At 67.0% G+C, this 18,569-nt stretch carries 17 protein-coding genes; 8 read left to right on the top strand and 9 right to left on the bottom strand.

Annotated elements, in window-relative coordinates:
* Positions 1-193: 193 nt before the first annotated feature.
* Positions 194-1,732: a trimethylamine methyltransferase family protein gene (locus ABZD10_RS01470; RefSeq protein WP_372884327.1), complete on the bottom strand. Its 1,539-nt coding sequence runs from the start codon at positions 1,730-1,732 to the stop codon at positions 194-196.
* A 232-nt stretch (positions 1,733-1,964) separates the two neighbouring features.
* Entirely contained in the window at positions 1,965-3,143 is a 1,179-nt protein-coding gene (locus tag ABZD10_RS01475; protein WP_372884328.1) for a pyridoxal phosphate-dependent aminotransferase, read from the bottom strand.
* A gap of 347 nt (positions 3,144-3,490) precedes the next feature.
* Here ABZD10_RS01475 and cysS point away from each other — a divergent pair, with 347 nt between their 5' ends.
* The 3 genes from cysS to ABZD10_RS01490 all read left to right on the top strand — a co-directional run bounded on the left by cysS (position 3,491) and on the right by ABZD10_RS01490 (position 7,566).
* Positions 3,491-4,909, top strand: a complete 1,419-nt coding sequence (cysS, locus tag ABZD10_RS01480) for a cysteine--tRNA ligase (protein WP_372884329.1) — start codon at positions 3,491-3,493, stop codon at positions 4,907-4,909.
* 211 nt (positions 4,910-5,120) lie between these two features.
* The gene (gene cimA / locus ABZD10_RS01485; protein WP_372884330.1) at positions 5,121-6,752 is read left to right on the top strand and encodes a citramalate synthase; all 1,632 of its coding nucleotides are present in this window, start codon (positions 5,121-5,123) and stop codon (positions 6,750-6,752) included.
* 37 nt (positions 6,753-6,789) lie between these two features.
* A complete protein-coding gene (locus ABZD10_RS01490; RefSeq protein ID WP_372884331.1) occupies positions 6,790-7,566 on the top strand; it encodes a squalene/phytoene synthase family protein in 777 nt (258 codons plus the stop codon).
* A 21-nt stretch (positions 7,567-7,587) separates the two neighbouring features.
* On the opposite strand, the gene ABZD10_RS01495 is transcribed toward ABZD10_RS01490, so the two are convergent.
* Positions 7,588-8,802 carry an MFS transporter gene (locus ABZD10_RS01495; protein WP_372884332.1) on the bottom strand — a complete coding sequence of 405 codons (1,215 nt, stop codon included), beginning with the start codon at positions 8,800-8,802 and terminating at the stop codon, positions 7,588-7,590.
* A 98-nt stretch (positions 8,803-8,900) separates the two neighbouring features.
* Here ABZD10_RS01495 and ABZD10_RS01500 point away from each other — a divergent pair, with 98 nt between their 5' ends.
* The 4 genes from ABZD10_RS01500 (at position 8,901) to ABZD10_RS01515 (ending at position 12,679) form a co-directional block, all read left to right on the top strand.
* The gene (locus ABZD10_RS01500; protein ID WP_372884333.1) at positions 8,901-9,530 is read left to right on the top strand and encodes a DNA-3-methyladenine glycosylase; all 630 of its coding nucleotides are present in this window, start codon (positions 8,901-8,903) and stop codon (positions 9,528-9,530) included.
* On the top strand, positions 9,530-10,195 hold the full coding sequence (locus ABZD10_RS01505) for an alpha/beta hydrolase (RefSeq protein WP_372884334.1): 666 nt from the start codon (positions 9,530-9,532) through the stop codon (positions 10,193-10,195). Before ABZD10_RS01500 ends, ABZD10_RS01505 begins: the two co-directional genes overlap by 1 nt.
* Positions 10,196-10,288: 93 nt before the next feature.
* Positions 10,289-11,896, top strand: coding sequence for a hypothetical protein (locus ABZD10_RS01510; RefSeq protein ID WP_372884335.1), 1,608 nt, complete (start codon positions 10,289-10,291; stop codon positions 11,894-11,896).
* A gap of 198 nt (positions 11,897-12,094) precedes the next feature.
* Positions 12,095-12,679 (top strand): HNH endonuclease, encoded by a 585-nt coding sequence (locus ABZD10_RS01515; protein ID WP_372884336.1) that lies wholly within the window; start codon positions 12,095-12,097, stop codon positions 12,677-12,679.
* 103 nt (positions 12,680-12,782) lie between these two features.
* Here ABZD10_RS01515 and ABZD10_RS01520 read toward each other — a convergent pair whose 3' ends face one another.
* From ABZD10_RS01520 to rocF, 3 genes are read right to left on the bottom strand one after another with little or no spacing between them, the layout of a single operon-like run.
* Positions 12,783-13,829 (bottom strand): ornithine cyclodeaminase, encoded by a 1,047-nt coding sequence (locus tag ABZD10_RS01520; RefSeq protein WP_372884337.1) that lies wholly within the window; start codon positions 13,827-13,829, stop codon positions 12,783-12,785.
* Entirely contained in the window at positions 13,829-14,758 is a 930-nt protein-coding gene (gene ctlX / locus ABZD10_RS01525; protein ID WP_372884338.1) for a citrulline utilization hydrolase CtlX, read from the bottom strand. Before ctlX ends, ABZD10_RS01520 begins: the two co-directional genes overlap by 1 nt.
* A complete protein-coding gene (gene rocF / locus ABZD10_RS01530; RefSeq protein ID WP_372884339.1) occupies positions 14,758-15,681 on the bottom strand; it encodes an arginase in 924 nt (307 codons plus the stop codon). The genes ctlX and rocF overlap by 1 nt, the downstream gene beginning before the upstream one ends.
* 119 nt (positions 15,682-15,800) lie before the next feature.
* Here rocF and ABZD10_RS01535 point away from each other — a divergent pair, with 119 nt between their 5' ends.
* Positions 15,801-16,226 carry an Lrp/AsnC family transcriptional regulator gene (locus ABZD10_RS01535; protein ID WP_372884340.1) on the top strand — a complete coding sequence of 142 codons (426 nt, stop codon included), beginning with the start codon at positions 15,801-15,803 and terminating at the stop codon, positions 16,224-16,226.
* Between the two features lie 32 nt (positions 16,227-16,258).
* On the opposite strand, the gene ABZD10_RS01540 is transcribed toward ABZD10_RS01535, so the two are convergent.
* The 3 genes from ABZD10_RS01540 to ABZD10_RS01550 form a co-directional block, all read right to left on the bottom strand.
* Positions 16,259-16,738, bottom strand: coding sequence for a disulfide bond formation protein B (locus ABZD10_RS01540; protein WP_372884341.1), 480 nt, complete (start codon positions 16,736-16,738; stop codon positions 16,259-16,261).
* A complete protein-coding gene (locus ABZD10_RS01545; protein ID WP_372884342.1) occupies positions 16,735-17,313 on the bottom strand; it encodes a YqaA family protein in 579 nt (192 codons plus the stop codon). The genes ABZD10_RS01540 and ABZD10_RS01545 overlap by 4 nt, the downstream gene beginning before the upstream one ends.
* 103 nt (positions 17,314-17,416) lie before the next feature.
* Positions 17,417-18,569: fatty acyl-AMP ligase (locus ABZD10_RS01550; protein WP_372884343.1), on the bottom strand; the 1,153-nt coding region annotated here is incomplete at its 5' end.

Raw genomic sequence — 18,569 nt, forward strand, 5'->3', positions numbered from 1 at the left:
GGCGAAACTGGGGGGCCTTGGGCCCCCCGTTTTTCATTTGACCCCGTTTTTCGTTTTGGCCCCGGTTCTCCTTTGGCCGGCGTCGGGCCTGTGCCGGGGCGGTTTTGGGGCGCTGCCCCCGCCGCGCCCTTTTCGCTGAAAAGGACGCGGCTCCCCCGGGATATTTGGGGCAAGAGAAAGCGGCCCTGCGAGATCAGGCCGGCAGGTGGATGCGGAACTGCGCCCGGATCCTGCGGTCCAGCTCCGGATCGAAGCGTGCCGCCGAGGGGCGCGACAGGATCTCTTCCTTGCGGGCGCTGGCCTTTTCGGCGAGGTCGGGCTTGCCGGTCTCGGCCCATTCCTTGGGCGAGCTGCGGTCGCCGAGCGCCGGGTAGACATAGTCCGACTGCATGCGCGCCAGGGTTTCGGGCGTGCCGAGGTAATGGCCCGGACCGCCAAGGCAGACCGCGCGCATCTGGTCGAGCGCCAGCGTCGCGTCGTCGACCTCGATGCCGCGCAGCACCCGCAGCGCCTGGCCGATGAGGTCGTCGCCGAGGATCAGCGATTCATGGCAGAAGCCGAGCAGCGAGGCATGCATGCCGGCGGCCTCGTAGACCATGTTGAGCCCCGAGAGGCCGGCCAGAAGGTTCGAACACATCTGTTCCCATCCGGCCTGCATGTCGGGCAGCTTGGCATCGGTCATCCCGGCCGCGGCGCCGCCCGGCAGGCCGTAGAAACGGTGCATCTGGGCGCAGCCGGCGGTCAGGAGCGCCTGTTCGCCCGAGCCGCCGGTCATGGCGCCGGTGCGCAGGTCGAGCCCGAAGGGCCAGGTGCCGAAGATCGCCGGGTGGCCGGGGCTGACGGCATTGACATAGACCAGGCCGGCGAGGCATTCGGCCACCGCCTGAACGATGGCGCCGGCCACGGTCGAGGGCGCGGTGGCCCCGGCCATGCCGGCCGAGAGCAACAGCACCGGCATGCCGCCGGCGATGCAGTTCTCCATCACCTGGCAGCTTTCGGTGGCGAATTTCATCGGCGGCACCACGAAACAGTTCGAGTTGCTGACGAAGGGGCGCGCCCGCCAGGCCGCTTCGCCGCCGGCGATCAGGTGCAGCATCTTCAGCGCATCCGCGACATAGTCGGGGTCGGTGAACGAGGTGCCGACATGTTTGCTGGTGCCGGAACAGGCGGCGTAGATGGTGTTGAGGTCCATCTCGCGGTTGTCGGCGATGTCGCGGCAGACCATCGGCCGCTGCAGGAAGTGGATATTGTCGAGCCGGTCGGTGATGCGCGCCGCATCATGCAGGTCCTGCACGGTGGAATCGCGGTAGTGGCGCCCCTGGACGTCGACCATGCTGACGGCGGCGCCGGCGGTGCCGAAATGCACCCTTGCCCCCGACAGCGAAAGATCGTTCTGCCCGTCGCGGCTGTAGAGGGTGATGTCGCGGCAGGCATTGGCCAGCGCGGTCTCGACCACGGCGCGGGGGAAGCGGATGCGGCCGTCATCGCCCAGGAGCGCGCCGGCGGCCCGCAGATGGGCCACCCCCGAGGGCGGCGCATCGGCAAGGCCGATGGTCGCCAGCGCCTCGAGTGCGGCCTGGTGGATGCGGCCCATCTGGGCCTCGCTCAGGGGTTTGAAGATGCCGCCCTCCATACCGGGGCGTATCGGGCGCATCTCGGCGCTGAGGGGTGCGCTGCGGGCTGCCCGGCGGGCAGTGCGGCCGCCGGAGCGGCGGGACGTGGTCTGGGTCATTTTTCGGGTCCTGTCAGTGGGTTTCGAGATCTGTGTCTAGGTCAGATGTCGAAGACAGGCCGGCCACGGGCGGCGCGGCCGCGCTCGGCGCCGATGGTGACCACCACCAGATGAATCTTGCTGCGGCTGCCCTGCAAATCATGTCCTCCTGCCGCGCAAGCTTTGCCGACAGAATCGGGCACGTCTGAACCGAAAACGACCCGATGTCGTTTTTGATCCTCGGGGATGGCCCTCAGCCGGTGCCGGCGAGGCCGGCGGCGAAGTCGCAGAGACACTTCAGCGCCGCCGCGAAACCCGCGTCCTCGATGGTCATCGCCACCCGCACATGGCCGGCGGCCGAGGGGCCGAAGCTTTCGCCGGGCATGACCGCGATCCGATGCGCGTCGAGCAGGCGGTTGGCGAAGGTCTCGCCGTCAAGCCCGGTGGCGCGGATGTCGAGCATCAGGTACATCGCGCCGCGGGAGGGGATCAGCGTCACCGCCTTCTGGGCGGCGATGATCCCGGTCGCCAGGTCACGGCGGCGGCGGAAGGGGGCGGCGATGCGCTGTTCCAGCTCCGGGCCCTGCGCGAGGGCGAATTCGGCGGCGTCCTGCACGAAGCCGGCGACGCCGTAGGTGGTATGCGTTGCAAGGGTGACGAGATGGGCGATCGCCGCTTCGGGGCCGCAGATCCAGCCGATGCGGCTGCCGGTCATGGCATGGCTTTTCGACATCGAGCCGACGACCAGCGTGCGCTCGGCCATGCCGGGCAGGGCGCGCGGGCTGAGATGGCGGCCCTCCCAGACCTGGGTGTCATAGACCTCGTCCGAGATCAGCCACAGGTCGCGGCGCCGGCAGACCTCGGCGATACCCTCGAGGGTCGGGCGGTCATAGACCGTGCCGGTGGGGTTGTTGGGGGTGTTGATCAGGAGCGAGGCGGCGCCCTCGGCGCGGGCGTCGATCTCTTCGGCGCGGGGCAGGAAGGCGTCCTCGGGGCGGGTCGGCACCGCCACCGGAATCGCGCCGGCGCCGCGGAGGGTGCCGGGATAGGTGGCGTAATGCGGGTCGAGGTACAGCGCCCGGTCGCCGGGGTTGCAGGCCGCCATATGGGCCGCGAACAGTGCCGCCTGCCCGCCGGGGGTGATGAGGATGTTCTCGGGGCCGGTGGCAACACCGCTCTGGGCCTCGATGCGCTCCGCCACCGCGCGGCGCAGCGAGGCGATGCCGGGCACCATGGCATAGCCGGTATGGCCGCCGCTGGCCGAGCGGTGCATGGCGTCGAGAATGCTCTGGTCGGTGCCGATGTCATGTTCACCGATGGTCAGTTCTGTCACCGCCACGCCCTCGGCGATCATCCGGCGCGAGCGATAGAAGACATCCCAGCCGTCCGAGCCGCCGCCGGTCAGATGGGTGATACGGTGTGAAAGCTGCATGACATGTCCTTTGGGGCGATTTTGCCCGAGAAAAAGCCAGACAATGCCGCCGCTGGTCAAATGCAATTCGGGCAGGCGTCAAAATTCCGAACCCGGTTCGGCGTAACCCGCCGCCGCAAGGGGCCCCAAGGGGGGCAAGTGCCGAATCCTGTCAGGGGCCGATGCCCCATGGCCGGGTGCTTGACCCGCATCCCGGGCCCGCCTATGGTCGCGCCATGAACACCGCACGCATCATCATTACCTGCTGCATTCCCTGCTGAGACAATCTGGCGGGCCGTTCTTCTATTCCAAACATGATCTGAAGTTGCTAAGCCCGCCGCGAGCGCATCTGCGCCTGAGGACGAGACATGACGACGATCAGACTGCACAATACGAAATCCCGCAAGAAAGAGGTCTTCGAGCCCATCGACGACAAGAATGTGCGGATGTATGTCTGTGGCCCCACGGTCTATGACCGGGCCCATATCGGCAATGCCCGCCCGGTGGTGGTCTTCGATGTGCTGAACCGGCTGCTGCGCCATGTCTACGGGCCAGAGCATGTGACCTATGTGCGCAACTTCACCGACGTCGACGACAAGATCAACGCCCGCGCCGCCGAAAGCGGGCGGCCGATTGCCGAGATCACCGCCGAGACCACGCAGTGGTATCTCGACGACATGGCGGCGCTGGGGGCGCTGGAGCCCGCCATCAAAGATGATCCCGATCATCAAAAGGCAATGCCGCGCGCCACCGCCTATATCCCGCAGATGATCGCGATGATCGAAACCCTGATCGCCGACGGGTTTGCCTATGCCAAGGACGGCCATGTGCTGTTCCGGGTGCGCGAATACAAGCACTATGGCGCGCTGTCGGGGCGGTCTGTGGATGACATGATCGCCGGGGCACGGGTCGAGGTCGCCCCCTACAAGGAAGACCCGATGGATTTCGTGCTGTGGAAACCGTCGAGCGCTGATCTGCCGGGCTGGGACAGCCCATGGGGGCGCGGGCGTCCGGGCTGGCATATCGAATGTTCGGCGATGTCCAAGGACCTCTTGGGCGAGAGCTTCGATATCCACGGCGGCGGCAACGACCTGCAATTCCCGCATCATGAAAACGAGATCGCGCAAAGCTGCTGTGCCTCGGGGCATGCGGAAGATGGCAAAGGCTTTGCCAATGTCTGGCTGCACAACGAGATGCTGCAGGTCGAGGGCAAGAAGATGTCCAAGAGCCTGGGCAATTTCTTCACCGTCCGCGATCTGCTGGATGGCCATGATGGCCAGCCTGCGGTGCCGGGCGAGGTGATCCGCTTCGTGTTCCTGTCGACCCATTACCGCAAGCCGATGGACTGGACCGCGAAGAAGGCGGAAGAGGCGGAGAAGACGCTGCGGCAATGGCGGCTGATCGCCGAGGGCGTCGCACCTGCCGCACAGGTGCCCGTGGCGGTGGTCGATGCCTTGGCGGATGATCTCAACACCGCCGGAGCCATCGCGGAACTGCACCGGTTGGCCGGGGCTGAAGATGCGGCGGGCCTGTTGGCTGGCGCGCGAATGCTGGGCCTTCTCACCGAGGCGATGGGCAGCTGGGCCACGGCCTGCGATTTGTCCGCCTATCAAACTCTACTCGCCACCGCCCGCACCAAAGCCATGCAAACCAAGGACTTCTCTGAGGTTGACCGGCTGAAATCCGCGCTGATCGCGGCCGGGGTCGAGGTGCGGATGAGCAAGGCGGGCGTGGAACTTCTGCCCGGCGCCGGCTTTGATGCCGCCAAGCTGGAGGGCCTGCTATGATCCTGCTCGCAACACAGGTTTGCCCCCGGCACGTGGGGGGGCGCGTTTTCGCCCCCGCCCTGGGGGGCGGGTCGGGGGCGAACCGGTCCGCAAGCGGCCCGGAAAGGCGACCTCAGACCTCTATGACACCCGTCTCGGACCCGATCCGGGATCTCCTGCCAACAAATGAATCGAGGCCCCGGATCAGGTCCGGGGCGGGGAGGGCCCGCGCATGACCAAGGAACGTCTCTATCTTTACGACACCACGCTGCGCGACGGCCAGCAGACGCAAGGGGTGCAGTTCTCGACCCCGGAAAAGGCGCAGATCGCCGCGGTTCTGGACGCGCTTGGCGTCGATTACGTCGAGGGCGGCTGGCCCGGCGCCAACCCCACCGACAGCGAGTTCTTCGAGACCCGGCCGCAAATGGCCGCGACCTTCACCGCCTTCGGCATGACCAAGCGCGCCGGCATGTCGGCCGAGAACGACGACGTGCTGGCGGCGGTGATGAACGCCGGCACCCCCGCCGTCTGTCTGGTCGGCAAATCCCATGATTTCCACGTCGAGACCGCGCTTGGCATCACCCTGGCCGAAAACACCGAGAACGTCGCCCGCTCGGTCGCCTATCTGGTGGCGCAGGGGCGCGAGGCGCTGTTTGACGCCGAGCATTTCTTTGACGGCTACAAGGCCAACCCGGCCTATGCGCTCGAGGTGGTCAAGGCCGCCCATGACGCGGGGGCGCGCTGGATCGTGCTGTGCGACACCAATGGCGGCGCCCTGCCGCGCGAGGTCTATGCCATCACCAAGGCGGTGATCGCGGCCGGCATTCCGGGCAGCCATCTGGGCATCCACACCCATAATGACACCGAACATGCGGTGGCCAATTCGCTGGCCGCCGTCGATGCCGGCGCGCGCCAGATCCAAGGCACCCTCAACGGTCTGGGCGAGCGCTGTGGCAATGCCAATCTGACCACGCTGATCCCGACGCTTTTGCTGAAGGAACCCTATGCCAGCGCCTATGAGATCGGTGTCACCCCCGAGGCCCTTGCCGGGCTGACCCGCGCCAGCCGGCTGCTGGATGACATCCTGAACCGGGTGCCGATGAAACAGGCGGCCTATGTCGGCGCCTCGGCCTTTGCCCACAAGGCGGGGCTGCATGCCAGCGCCATCCTCAAGGATCCGTCCACTTACGAACATATCGAACCGGGCGTGGTCGGCAACGAACGGGTGATCCCGATGTCGAACCAGGCCGGGCAGTCCAACCTGCGCAAACGCCTGACCGATGCCGGGCTGAGCGTCGAAAAGGGCAACCCGGCGCTGGGGCAGATCCTCAACCGGATCAAGGAGCGCGAGGCCGAGGGCTATAGCTATGACAGCGCCCAGGCCAGTTTCGAACTGCTGGCGCGGTCCGAACTGGGGCTGGCCAAGAGCTTTTTCGAGGTCGAACGCTACCGGGTGATCTCCGAGCGGCGCCGCAATGCCCGTGGCCATCTGGTGGTCGAGAGCGAGGCGGTGGTCACCGTGCAGCTGCCCAGCGGCACCAAGACCACCTCCTATTACAAGAACGAACATGCCAACGAGATGAGCGACGACGGGCCGGTGAACGCGCTCTGGCAGGCGCTGAAACAGGATCTCGGCCCCTATCAGGACATCATCGACGGGGTGCGGCTGGTCGACTTCAAGGTGCGCATCACCAATGGCGGCACCGAGGCGGTGACCCGGGTCATCATAGATTTCGAGGATGAAGGCGGGCGCCGCTGGGCCACGGTCGGGGTTTCGGCCAATATCGTCGATGCCTCTTTCGAGGCGCTGCTCGAGGCGCTGAACTGGAAGCTGTTGCGCGACGGCGCGGTGCGGGCCGGCTGAGGCTGCGACCGGACAGGAAACGGGAAAGACGACACCGATGACCACCGAGGACGACATAGCCGCCTGCGCCGGGCTGGTGCAGCGCGGCGACCCGGACCGCTTTCGCGCCACCATGGCGGCGCGCCCCGAGGCCCGCGACATCCTGTTTCCGCTCTATGCCTTCAACCTCGAGGTGGCCCGCGCGCCCTGGCTGACGCAAGAGACGATGATCGCCGAGATGCGCCTGCAATGGTGGCGCGACGCGCTGGAAGAGATCGCCGCCGGCAAGGCGGTGCGCCGCCACGAGGTGGTGAGCCCGCTGGCCGAATTTCTCGACGCCGAGGCGGTGCGCAACCTCGATCAGCTGGTCGCGGCGCGGCGCTGGGACATCTACAAGGATCCCTTCGAGGACGCGGCCCATTTCGCGCAGTATATCGACGCCACCTCCGGCAACCTGATCTGGGTCGCGGCGCGCGCCCTCGGCGAGGCCGAGGAAGGCGTGGTGCGCGATTTTGCCTATGGGGTCGGGGTCGCCAACTGGCTCTGTGCCATCCCCGACCTTGAATCGCGCCAGCGGGTGCCGCTGGTCGATGGCCGCCCCGAGGCGGTGGCGCTTCTGGCCGAGGCTGCCCTGCAACGGCTGCGCACCGCGCGCCGCAACCGGGGCGCCCTGCGCGGCCCGGCGGGGCAGGCGCTGCTGGCGGGCTGGCAGGCCGAGGCGGTCTTGCAACAGGCGGCGGCCCGGCCCGAGCGGGTGGCCGATGCGGCCCTCGGGCAGGGCGCCCTGCGCCAGACCCTGTCGCTGACCTTCCGGGCCCTGACCGGCCGCTGGTAGCGGCGGGTTACGGGCGGATCTCTACTGGCGGATCTCTTCGGGTCGCAGCACCAGCCAGATCAGCGCCCCGCCGGCCAGCATCAGGAAGGGCGCCATCGCCAGGTTGACCGAGGTCCAGCCGGTGACCGCATCGCCGCCCGAGCAGTTCATCAGCCCGCCCGAGGCCAGCGAGGCCACGGTGACACCGCCAAAGACGATCAGGTCGTTCAGCCCCTGCATACGGCCGCGCTCATGCGGCTCATGGGCGCCGGCGAGCATGGTGGTGGCGCCGATGAAGCCGAAGTTCCAGCCCACACCAAGCAGCACCAGCGCGACGAAGAAATTCTCCAGCTCGACCCCCTGCAGGCCCACCGCGCCGGCCCCGGCCAGGATCACGAGCCCGGTCGCCACGATCCGCTCGACACCGAAGCGGGCGATCAGGTGGCCGGTGAAGAACGAGGGCACGAACATCGCCAGCACATGCGCCGTGACCACATCGGCGGCGGCATTCTGTTCGAAACCGCAGCCGACCACCGCCAGCGGCGTCGAGGTCATCACCAGATTCATCAGCGCATAGGACACCATGGCGCAGATCACCGCGACCGCGATACGCGGCGTGGTGATAAGCTCCCAGCGGCTGCGCCCACGCGGCGTATCGGCCGTCGGCGGTGCCGGTTTGGGTATGTCGATGAACAGGAACAGCGCCGCGCCGACCACGTTGATGGTGATGACGCCGAGATAGGAGCCAAGGAACGGGATCACCATGGCGTCGCTGGTCACCTTGACCAGCTGCGGCCCGATGATCGCCGAGGCCAGGCCGCCGGCCATGACGTAAGAGATCGCCTTGGGCCGGAAGGCCTCGGAGGCGGTGTCGGCGGCGGCAAAGCGGTAGAACCCCTGAGCGCTCATGTAGATCCCGGTCAGCAGGCTGCCCAGAAGAAAGACCGGGAAACTGCCGAGATAAAGCCCATAGGCACCGATCGCGCCGCCCGCCGCGCCGCCGGCGGCCCCGACGAGAAACCCGGTCCGCCGGCCATATTTCTGCATCACCGCCGAGAGCGGCGTTGCCGCCAGCATCGAGCCGACGACAATCAGCGAGATCGGCAGCGTGGCAAGGCAGACATTGGGTGCCAGTGACTGGCCCGCCAGCCCGCCGATGGTAAAGATCATCGGCATCTGGGCCCCGAGAAAGGCCTGTGCCAGAACAAGGATGAAAACGGTGCGCCGGGCGCGGGTATCGTCTACGGTGTGGCTCATGCGGCCAGCGTTAACTGCTTAACCCTTGAAGGTCCATATCCGGTGGAAAATACTTTGCGTAATTTGAATATGTATCACGGGCTCCACGAGGCCGGGGCATGAGCCTCGGGCGCATCATCCGCGACGAAACCTGCCTTGCCGAGGGGGCGACCTGGCTGGCGGCGCGCGATTCGCGCTTTGGCCGGGTGCTCGAGGTCACCGGACCGCTGCCGCTGCGCCTGCGCGCCGACGGTTTCGCAGCCCTGCTGAATGCCATCGTCGGCCAGCAGGTCAGCACCGCCTCGGCGGCGGCGATCTGGCAGCGCCTTCAGCTCGCGGGTCTGACCGGGCCGGGCGCGATCGGCGAGGCCAGCGACGAGGCCCTGCGCGCCTGCGGCCTCAGCCGGCCGAAGATGCGCTATGCCCGCGCCCTGGCCGCGGCCGGCCTTGATTACGCGGCGCTGCGCAGGGCGCCGGATGCCGAGGTCATCGCCACCCTGACCGCGATCAGCGGCATCGGCCCCTGGACCGCCCAGATCTATGCCATGTTCTCGCTCGGGCGGGCCGATGTCTTCGCCCCCGGCGATCTGGCGCTGCAGGAAGCGGCGCGGCTGCTCTTCGAGCTTCCCGACCGGCCGCGCGAAACCGCGCTGCGGCAAATGGCCGAGGACTGGTCGCCCTGGCGGTCGGTTGCAGCCCGCGCCCTCTGGGCGTACTACCGTCTGGCAAAACACCGGGAAGGGATTTGATGACACGCGTTTTGACCACCGGCCGCAAAGAGCCGCTCTCTGGCACCACCCGTTCGGTGGTGATCTTTCTGCATGGCTACGGCGCCAATGGCGCCGACCTTCTCGGGCTGGCCGATCCGCTGTCCGAACATCTGCCCGACACGCTGTTCCTTGCGCCCGACGCGCCGGAAACCGTGCCCGGCATGCCCTTTGGGTTCCAGTGGTTCCCGATTCCCTGGATCGACGGCTCTTCGGAAGAGGAAAGCGAACGCGGCATGCGGGCGGCGGTTGAGGATCTCAACGCCTTTCTCGACGCGGTGATGGTCGACGAAGACGTGCTGCCCGAGCAGGTGGTTCTGTTCGGCTTCAGCCAGGGCACGATGATGGCGCTGCACGTGGCGCCGCGCCGCGAGGATGAAGTTGCCGGCATCATCGGCTTTTCTGGCCGCCTGCTGGCGCCCGAGCTGCTCGAGGACGAGGCGCGCTGCAAACCACCGGTGCTGCTGGTGCATGGCGATGCCGACGACCTGGTGCCGATCCAGTCGCTGCCCGAGGCCGCCGAGGCCTTGCAGAAGGCCGGCTTCGTCGATGTCTATGCCCATGTCATGAAGGGCACCGGCCACGGTATCGCTCCCGACGGGCTGTCGGTATCGCTGGCCTTCATGCGCGACAAGCTGGGCCTCTAGCGGCGGCCCGGCCGCCAAACCGGCAAATCCCGTTTCGCAAGCGCAACCGACGCGCTATAGAGAGGTATTGGATTTGCTGGATTGGAGAGTGTCATGGCGGCGGGATTCGGGGATGGTTCCAGATTGGGTTTGTGCGGTCTGGCCGCCGTCGGCGCGCTGGCGCTGGCCGGCGCGGCGCAGGCCGACCCCGGCCGGGTGGTGCTGCACGAGCAGCCGACCCGGCTGATCTCGCTGGAGACCGCCAATACCGCCCATGAGGGCACGGTGGCGCTGACTGTCGGCTCGTCGCAGACCGACCCGCGCAGCGCTGCGGGCACCGGCAACCAGCTCTACTTCGGCGGCGCCAGCTACGCCCCCGGCGACCGGCTGACGCTGGGGCTCGACCTGCAGAACTACGTCGATCTCGTCGGCGGCCCGATCGCCGGCTCGACGCCCCATGTGGAACTGACCACGGCGGCGCTCTGGGGCAAGTACCGGCTTTACTCCGACAGCCGCATCTCGATTGCGGCGCAGGCCTCGCTGGAAAGCTTCGTGCTGCTCGATTCGACCCTTTTCGGCGGCGCCAGCAGCAACGTCATGATCGGCAGCCTGAAAGCGCCGATCAGCTACGCGGTGTCACCGGAACTGCAGCTTCACCTGACGCCCTCGGTCTCGGTGCTGCCCGATACCGTCAACGGCACCGGCTTTTACGGCACCATCGCCTCGGTCGGGGTCGGGGCAAGCTACAAGCCCAGCGACCGGCTGAGCTTTTTCGGCGCCGTCGACGTGCCGGTCAGCGGCACCAATACCATCGCCAGCAGCGGCGCCTACGAGGCGGTGCCGGTCTGGACCCTCGGCGGGCGCTTCAACATCACCCCCAAGGGGGCGATCGAGGCCTATGTCACCAATGGCATCGGCATGACGCCGGCGACCAGCGCGCTGACCTTCTGGCCCGGCGGCGACCGGGTTCTCGCCGGCCTGCAGCTGGTCTACACGCCCGGCGCCAAACGCCCGGACACCTATCGCGGCGTGCCGGCCCCGGTCACCCTGCGCCAGGCCCGCCTGCAACAGGACGGTTTCACCCTGGGCACCGCCGATGTGCTGGAGCCGGGCAGGGCGCGGGTCTCGGGCTGGTACGGCACCGACAATCAGGCCGGGGTGCTGCTGGCCTTCAGCCCCGACCGCGACGGCGAGATCCAGCTGGTGTTCGAACAGTTCTCGGACAGCACCTCGGCCCCGGCCGCGCTGGTGCCGCGCACCGACGTGCGCTACATGATCGGCCCCAAGATCCGCTTTCTCGACCAGAACAACGGCGATGCCTTCTCGCTCTCGGGGCGGATGCTCTACGGGCGCAGCATCGGCAGCCGCATGCTGGGGGTGTTCTTCGCCGAGGCGCTGGCCAGCTACAAGGCCGCCGGCGGCGCGGTGGTCACGCTCAACCCCAAGCTCGCCGCCTTCGGCAGCACCGAGATCGCCGGGCTCGGGCTGGGTCTGAACTACGCGCTGCGCGACGGGCTCGAGCTGATCGCCGAGGTCACCCCGGTGGCGCTGGATGCCTCGACGCCGACCTGGGCGGCGGGCCTGCGTTATCATATCGGCAACTCGGGGCTCAGCCTCGACGCCCAGGCGAGCAATGCCATCGGCAGTTTCGGCATCGGCGGCATGGTGGCCCAGAACGACCCCCGGATCACCGTGACCCTGTCGAAACTCTTCGGCGGCTGAGCCGCCCCGGCGGCGCCCTTCAGCCCGCCAACCTGTCATGCCAGGGTCACAAATCACGGCTAAACCGCTTGCACAGCGGCATATATCGTGAGGCTTGCCAGAATGGCACCACGATATATAGTGGTAGCTGAGCCGGGGCGGGACTGCCCGCCTCGATGCTTGGTGAAAGGCAGACGGGGCAGAGGACGACTCGGGACCATGGATGGCGATTTCAGAAGCGAATTCGTAAGGCGACCACCGGCGGCGCGGCATCATCCGGCGCTGGTGCTGAACGCCGATTACCGGCCGCTGTCCTATTACCCGCTGTCGCTCTGGCCCTGGCAGGAGGCGGTCAAGGCGGCCTATATGGACCGGGTCGACATCGTCGCCGAATATGACGCGGTGGTGCGAAGCCCAAGTACCGAAATCAGAATACCCAGCGTGGTGGTTCTGAAAGACTATGTAAGACCTCAAAAGCGCGTGGCCTTCACGCGCTTTAATTTGTTTCTGCGCGACGAATTTCGCTGCCAGTACTGCGGCAGCCGCGGCGATCTCACCTTCGACCACGTCATCCCGCGCGCCGCCGGCGGCGTCACCAGCTGGCAGAATGTCGTCGCCGCCTGCAGCCCCTGCAACCTGGCCAAGGGCTCGAAATCGCTGCGCCGGGCGGGCATGAGCCTGCGCCGCGCCCCGCGCCAGCCCTCGGCCGAGGAACTGCGCAACATGGGCCGCCGCTTCCCGCCCAACCACCTGCATGAAAGCTGGGTCGATTTCCTCTACTGGGATGCCGAGCTCGACGCCTGAGTGCGGACCACCCCGCGCCCCTGCTTTCTCTTGCGACAAATATCCCGGGGGGCTCCGGGGGGCTGGCCCCCCGTACCGGCGGCTCGGGCGCGTAGCCCTCTCCCTAGGGCTTGGCGCGTTGCAGCATGCCGAACAGATCGCGCGGATCGTCGGGGTCCGCCAACAGGTCGAGATCATAGTGAAAGGGCGTGCCCCGCACCCGGTCGCGGATATAGCGCAGGGCCGAGAAATCCTCGATCGCGAACCCCACCGAATCGAACAGGGTGATCTGCCGGGCGCTGGTGCGGCCCGCCGCCGCGCCGGTGATCACCTGCCAGACCTCGGTGACCGCGAAATCCTCGCCCATCTGCTGGATCTCGCCCTCGATGCGGGTCTGCGGCGGAAACTCCACGAACACATCCGAACGCTCGAGAATGCCCTTGGCCAGCTCGGTCTTGCCCGGGCAGTCGCCGCCGATGGCGTTGATATGCACCCCGGCGCCGACCATGTTGTCCGACAGGATCGTGGCGTTCTGCTTGTCGGCGGTGCAGGTGGTCAGGATCTGGGCGCCCTCGATGGCCGCTTCCGGCGTGTCGCAGATCACGGTGGTCAGGCCGGTCGCGGCCAGGTTGGCGGCGCATTTCTCCGAGGCCGCCCGGTCCTTGTCAAAAAGCCGGATCGTGTCGAGACCGCAGATCGCCTTCATCGCCAGCGACTGGAACTCGGATTGCGCGCCATTGCCGATCATCGCCATGGTGGTGGCGCCCTTGGGCGCCAGATACTTGGCCACCATGGCCGAGGTCGCCGCCGTGCGCAGCGCCGTCAGCAGGGTCATTTCCGTGAGCAGCACCGGATAGCCGGTATAGACATCGGCCAGAAGCCCGAAGGCGGTCACGGTCTGCAGCCCCTCGGCGGTGTTCTTGGGGTGGCCGTTGACATATTTGAACCCATAGGCCTCACCGTCCGAGGTGGGCATCAGCTCGATCACCCCGACATCGGAATGCGAGGCCACACGCGGGGTCTTGTCGAACAGCTCCCAGCGGCGGAAATCGGCTTCGATATAGTCGGCAAGATCGCGCAGCATCGCTTCGACGCCGATATGGTGAATGAGGCGCATCATGTTGTCGACGCTGACAAAGGGGACCAGCGCTTTTTCGGAAGGGGTGCTCATCAAACTGTCCTTTCGGGGCGGCGGGTGAGGTGGATTCCCGCGAGCATGCAGCGGACCGATCCGCCGGCGGTTTCAATGGTGGGGATATCAAGCGGCAGCGGCCGCGCCGATTTCTCGATGATGGCGCGCTGATCGGGGCGCAGGGCGCGCAGGGCACGCGACGACAGGGCAAGGATGCGCTGATCGCCGGTCAGCTCGATGGCATTGCCGGCGAATTCGCCGATCTGCGCGTGGCTGAGATCGATCACCGCGCGCCCGGTTTCGGCCAGCCGTTCAGCGACCGTGCGGCGGCGTTCGGGATCGACGATCATATCAAGGCAGACCAGCGCATAATCGGTGGCCACCCCCATCAGCACATTGGTGTGATAGACGTCGCGCCCCATGGCGTCGCGGGCCTCGAAGGCGATGGGCTCATAGTTGAACCTTGTGCAGAACCGCTCCAGCAGGATCGGGTCGGCGCGGTTCGAGCGCACCGTATAGGCGATGCGGCCGATGTGATCGAGCACCATGGCCCCGGTGCCCTCGAGCGCCAGCCCGTCCGCTTCCAGCCCGGAAAAATCGGTCACCTCCTGCACCCGGTAATCGCGTTTCAGCATCTCGATGACGTCCTGCCGGCGCTCCCGGCGCCGGTTGGCGGCGAACATCGGGTAGATCGCGACATCGCCGCCGGCATGGGTCGAGAACCAGTTGTTGGGAAAGACACTGTCCGGCGTGTCCCTGCTTTCATCGTCAAACACATGCACCCGCACGCCGGCGCCGCGCAGGGCGGTCACGGCGCGGTCGAACTCGGCCAGCGCGGCCCCGGATGTGGCCGCGGCGTCGCGGTTGGACAGGGTCTGAAAGGCATTGTCGTCACGGGTCTCGGGGTTGGAACAGAAATGATGCGGGCGGATCATCACCACCGCGTCGGGGGCTTGCATCAGGCGCATCAGTAGCTCCGGGTGACGCGGTCGAAGATGCGCCGGCCAAGGGCCGAGGCGGCAAGATCGACCATCAGCTTGGCGGTGCGGCCACGGGTGTCGAGAAAGGGGTTCAGCTCCACCAGGTCCATCGAGGTCACAAGCGCGCTGTCATGCAGCATTTCCATCACCAGATGAGCCTCGCGCACCGTCGCGCCTCCGGGCACCGTGGTGCCGACGGCGGGGGCCACGTCGGGGTCGAGAAAATCCACATCAAGGCTGACATGCAGCCGGCCGCCGGCCTCGGCCACCCGTTTCAGGAAGGCCGCCAGCGGTCGGGCGATGCCATGCTCGTCGATCTCGCGCATGTCGTGGCGATGGATGCGGCTGGACTGAAGCGCCGCCCGTTCCGCCGCATCGACCGAGCGCAGCCCGATGATGCAGACGTTTTCCTGCGGCACCGGGTTGGCCACCTCGGGAAAGCCCTCGAACCGGCCATGGCCGGTGAAATAGGCCACCGGCGTGCCGTGCAGATTGCCCGAATCGCTGCTTTCCATGGTGTGGAAATCGCTGTGGGCATCCAGCCAGAGCACGAATTGCGGCCGCCCTTCGGCGGCGGCGAAATTGGCCGCCCCCAGCTCCGTGCCGGCCGACAGGCTGTGGTCGCCGCCAAGAAAGATCGGCAGCCCCTCGGCCATCGCCGCCTCGGCGGCGGCGCTGAGGGATTTGGTCCAGCCGATGGTTTCGTTGACCGCGTGCAGCGGGTGGTCGGGGCGGTCGGGGTCATGCGGCGCCGGGGAAAGGTTGCCGCGGTCGATCACCCTGTGACCCAGCTCGGCAAGGGTCTCTGCGATTCCGGCGGTGCGATAGGCATCGGGGCCCATCAGGCAGCCGCGGCGGCGCTTGCCGGAATCCACCGGGGCGCCGATCAGAATACAGGTTTCAGTGGCCATCTCTGTCGATCCGTTTGGTTGAACTGCACCTAGGATGGGTTCGAAATGTGTTGAAATACATCCGGCAATTCGTTCAATACGGGTAGGAGTCAACCGAAACGGAAGGGCGGGGCGTCGAAGTGGATGATCTTGATCGCAACCTGATCTCGGCCCTGCGCCATGACGCGCGGGCCTCGCTGTCGGATCTGGCGCTGTTGCTCGGCGTCTCGCGCACCACCGTGCGCGGCCGGATCGAGCGGCTGCGCGAGCGCGGCGACATCGTCGGCTTTTCGGTGGTGCTGAAACAGGATGCCCATCGCGACCCGGTGCGCGGCCTGATGATGATCGGCATCGAGGGGCGCGGCGCCGAGCGCGTCTCGCGCCAGCTGGGCGGGCTGACCGCGGTGCGGGCGATTCACTCGACCAACGGGCGCTGGGACCTGATCGTCGAACTGGGCACCGAGACCCTGGAAGAGCTGGACGCGGTGCTCGGGCGCATCCGCCGTTTCGAAGGGGTCAGCACCTCGGAAACCAACCTGCTGCTGGCGACCCGCAAATCCGGGTAGCGGCCCCCGGCAGGGCGAGGGGCGAGAATTTTCTAGAAAATTCCTGCCCGGCCCGTGGGCCGATGCGCGGCCCAGATCCAGAGGCCGGCGACCACCAGCGATCCGATGGCGTTGAGATTGGCCATGGTCAGGCCGAACATCATCCAAGGGATCTCGTCACAGAGCACGGGGGCGGCGTTTTCGAGGCTGAGCAGGTTGCCGGAATCGGCGCTGAGCCCGCGCCCGGTGCAGGAGCTTGGCCCCAGCCACCATTTGCGCTCGACCCCGGAATGGTAGAAACCGATCAGCGAGGTGGTGAGCGTCGCCAGCCCCGCGAGGTAATACCAAAGCCGCGCGCCGAGGAAATAGGCCAGAACCCCAAGCCCGATCGCCGCCCAATGCGGCCAGCGCTGCCAATAGCACATGGCACAGGGCGCGAGGCCGCCGATATACTGGAAGCCCCAGGCGCCGAGGATCGAGGCCAGGGAATAGGCGGTCAGCAACAGGGTGAGGACAGGGCGGCTCAGGGTCATATGAATCTCACAAGGACGAAGCCCCCGATCAGGAGCAGGAAGAACAGGGTCGTCATAAACCCGAGACGCCGCTCGATAAAGTCACGAATTGGTGCGCCGAATTTCCACAGCAGACCGGCGACGAGAAAGAACCGCAGCCCCCGCGCCAGGATCGCGGTCGACACGAAGACCGACAGCGGCATGCCGGTCCAGCCCGACATGATGGTGATGACCTTGAACGGAAACGGGGTGATGCCGGCGCCGAGCACCGCCCAGAAGCCGAAATCGTTGAACCGGCTGTTGAATTCGGCCACCGCGTCGGCCTTGCCGAGACTGTGAAGGATCGGCTGGCCGATCTGTTCGAAGGCAAAGGCGCCGATGGCATAGCCCAGCAGCCCGCCCAGCACCGAGGCGACCAGCGCCACCAGCGCGATCAGCCAGGCGCGCGCCGGCCGGGCCAGGATCATCGGGATCATCAGCACGTCGGGCGGGATCGGAAACACCGAGCTTTCGGCAAAGCTGATGATCGCCAGCACCCAGAGGGCGCGGGGATGGCCCGCCAGCCCCATGGTCCAGTTGTAAAGTCTCGTGAGCATCAATGAACTATCCAGAAAGCGACGCCCATGTGGGACCGCAAATCGCCGCAGGATTCAAGCGAATAATGGGCTGTTGCGGCGTTTCACGCCGCCGCCGCCCGGCTCAGAGCGGGCCCGCACCGGGCGGCTGCACGCGCACGTCCTCGCCGACCACGATCAGCCCGTCCGAAAGATACAGCTCGCGGCAGCGCTGGCGCTGGATCTTGCCGCTCGAGGTTTTCGGGATCGACGATTGGCGCAGCAGCGCCACCGCGCTTACCGGCAGCCCCAGCGCCCGGCTGACCGACAGCCGGATGGCCCGCGCGATCGCCGGCGTGTCGAGATCGCGCTGCGCCGAGCGGCTGACCTCGATCGCCACCACCAGCCGCTCCTGATCGCCGTCATCGACCAGAAAGGCGGCGGCGCAATTGGCGCGCAGCGCCGGGTGGCTCGATTGTGCGGCGGCCTCGACATCCTGCGGATAGTGGTTCTTGCCGTTGAGGATCAGCACGTCCTTGATCCGGCCGGTGACAAAGAGATTGCCGGCGTCGAGAAAGCCGAGATCGCCGGTGCGCAGATAGCGTTTCGTCTCAGAGCCGGGTTCCCCCGCGAGCCGGGCGTTGAAATGGGCCTCGGTCTCGTTCTCGTGGCGCCAGTAGCCCATGCCGACCGTGGGGCCGTGAAACCAGATCTCGCCCACTTCGCCCTCGGCCAGGGCGCGCCGGGTTTCGGGGTCGACGATGCGAACCTCGTGCGCCGCGTCGGTGCGCCCGACGCTGACCGCGCGCAAAGGGTCGCCGGGCCTGTGGCCGGGCATCTGGCGCAGCACCGGCAGGGTCAGCTTGTCGGGCCCGGTGATCATCAGCGTGGATTCGGCCATGCCGTAGCAGGGATAGCAGCTCTCCGGGCGCAGCCCCTGCGGCGAAAAGGATTCGTTGAAGCGCTTGATGGTGCGCGGCCGCACTGGCTCCGAGCCGTTGAAGGCGACGTCCCAGCTTGACAGGTCGAGCCCGGCGCGCGCCTCGGGGGCAATCCGGTCGACGCAGAGGTCGAAGGCGAAATTGGGCGCCCCGGCGGTGGTGCCGCGGTATTTCGAGATCGCCCGCAGCCAGCGCACCGGCTCCTGAAGGAAGGCGCCCGGCGACATCAGCACACAGCGGCAGCCGACATAGGATGGCTGCATCATGTTGCCGATCAGCCCCATGTCGTGGAACATCGGGATCCAGCCGACGATGACGGTCTCGGTGTCGTGCTGGAAGCGGTCGCGGATCATCTGC

The sequence above is a fragment of the Shimia sp. genome (genome assembly GCF_041624275.1).
GTDB lineage: Bacteria > Pseudomonadota > Alphaproteobacteria > Rhodobacterales > Rhodobacteraceae > Shimia.

What these genes read in the sequence shown, in the direction of transcription:
- ABZD10_RS01470 (WP_372884327.1), bottom strand. Translation starts at nt 1,732, where the DNA reads ATGACCCAGACCACGTCCCGCCGCTCCGGCGGCCGCACTGCCCGCCGG.
- ABZD10_RS01475 (WP_372884328.1), bottom strand. Translation starts at nt 3,143, where the DNA reads ATGCAGCTTTCACACCGTATCACCCATCTGACCGGCGGCGGCTCGGAC.
- cysS (WP_372884329.1), top strand. Translation starts at nt 3,491, where the DNA reads ATGACGACGATCAGACTGCACAATACGAAATCCCGCAAGAAAGAGGTC.
- cimA (WP_372884330.1), top strand. Translation starts at nt 5,121, where the DNA reads ATGACCAAGGAACGTCTCTATCTTTACGACACCACGCTGCGCGACGGC.
- ABZD10_RS01490 (WP_372884331.1), top strand. Translation starts at nt 6,790, where the DNA reads ATGACCACCGAGGACGACATAGCCGCCTGCGCCGGGCTGGTGCAGCGC.
- ABZD10_RS01495 (WP_372884332.1), bottom strand. Translation starts at nt 8,802, where the DNA reads ATGAGCCACACCGTAGACGATACCCGCGCCCGGCGCACCGTTTTCATC.
- ABZD10_RS01500 (WP_372884333.1), top strand. Translation starts at nt 8,901, where the DNA reads ATGAGCCTCGGGCGCATCATCCGCGACGAAACCTGCCTTGCCGAGGGG.
- ABZD10_RS01505 (WP_372884334.1), top strand. Translation starts at nt 9,530, where the DNA reads ATGACACGCGTTTTGACCACCGGCCGCAAAGAGCCGCTCTCTGGCACC.
- ABZD10_RS01510 (WP_372884335.1), top strand. Translation starts at nt 10,289, where the DNA reads ATGGCGGCGGGATTCGGGGATGGTTCCAGATTGGGTTTGTGCGGTCTG.
- ABZD10_RS01515 (WP_372884336.1), top strand. Translation starts at nt 12,095, where the DNA reads ATGGATGGCGATTTCAGAAGCGAATTCGTAAGGCGACCACCGGCGGCG.
- ABZD10_RS01520 (WP_372884337.1), bottom strand. Translation starts at nt 13,829, where the DNA reads ATGAGCACCCCTTCCGAAAAAGCGCTGGTCCCCTTTGTCAGCGTCGAC.
- ctlX (WP_372884338.1), bottom strand. Translation starts at nt 14,758, where the DNA reads ATGCGCCTGATGCAAGCCCCCGACGCGGTGGTGATGATCCGCCCGCAT.
- rocF (WP_372884339.1), bottom strand. Translation starts at nt 15,681, where the DNA reads ATGGCCACTGAAACCTGTATTCTGATCGGCGCCCCGGTGGATTCCGGC.
- ABZD10_RS01540 (WP_372884341.1), bottom strand. Translation starts at nt 16,738, where the DNA reads ATGACCCTGAGCCGCCCTGTCCTCACCCTGTTGCTGACCGCCTATTCC.
- ABZD10_RS01545 (WP_372884342.1), bottom strand. Translation starts at nt 17,313, where the DNA reads ATGCTCACGAGACTTTACAACTGGACCATGGGGCTGGCGGGCCATCCC.